This is a genomic window from Mesorhizobium sp. M7A.F.Ca.CA.004.04.2.1, from assembly GCF_004022825.1.
Lineage (GTDB): Bacteria > Pseudomonadota > Alphaproteobacteria > Rhizobiales > Rhizobiaceae > Mesorhizobium.
In genome coordinates this window covers 1-684 of record NZ_RZPH01001626.1, presented here as the reverse complement: position 1 = coordinate 684, position 684 = coordinate 1, and the positions used below count along the sequence as shown (strand labels likewise).

Here is a 684-nt window from a genome sequence, read left to right as displayed (position 1 = left end):
CAGTCCGCTGGAGAATTTCTGGTCGACAAGGATGCCGATGTTGCCGCCGTTCTCCAGGACCCCGGCCAAGGCGAATGAGGCACCGGCCATCGATGGCAGCAACGAGCCCATGGTCGAGCGGCGCGTCGAGAGGATGTAGTCGGCAAGATAAGGATTGTTGGGTGGGCGAAACAGCGCCGTGATGTTCATGCCGAAGGTCGCCGCCGCCACCGGCAGAAGTTCGAAATTGCCGAGATGGCCGGTAAAGACGATGTGCGGCTTCACTTCGCTGGCGATTTCGAGGAAGTGGTCCGCTCCTTTGACCTCGATGCGGCCGGGCTTGATCGCTGTAGGGTCATAGTCGAAGAGGGCGTCGAGAAAGATGTATTCCGCGGCAAGACGGGCCATGTTGCCCCACATGTCTGAGGCGATCGCCTGGATCTCGGCTTCGCCCTTTTCCGGATAGGCCTTGCGCAGATTGTCGACGGCGACCTGATGGCGTCCCACCCGGGGGCCGACCATGCGTGCGGCGCGGTCGGCGAAATTCAACGCACTGTCGGCCGGCAGCAGGCGCAGGACCGAGATGATCATCATTGCGGCGCGCGCCACCAGCCAGTAATTGAGCTGGCGCAGTTGCCTGCCGTAGCGAAATTTTAGATCCCGGCGGAACTTCTTGAACACAGAGGTCAAGGCTCTAGCCGACGC

The 684-nt window shown here is 61.4% G+C and carries 1 protein-coding gene; it reads right to left on the bottom strand.

Going from position 1 to position 684, the window contains the following annotated elements; genetic code table 11:
* Positions 1-660, bottom strand: a 660-nt coding sequence (locus tag EN893_RS36570; protein ID WP_164901524.1) for a lipid A biosynthesis lauroyl acyltransferase, incomplete at its 3' end; no start/stop codon positions are given.
* Positions 661-684 lie beyond the last annotated feature (24 nt).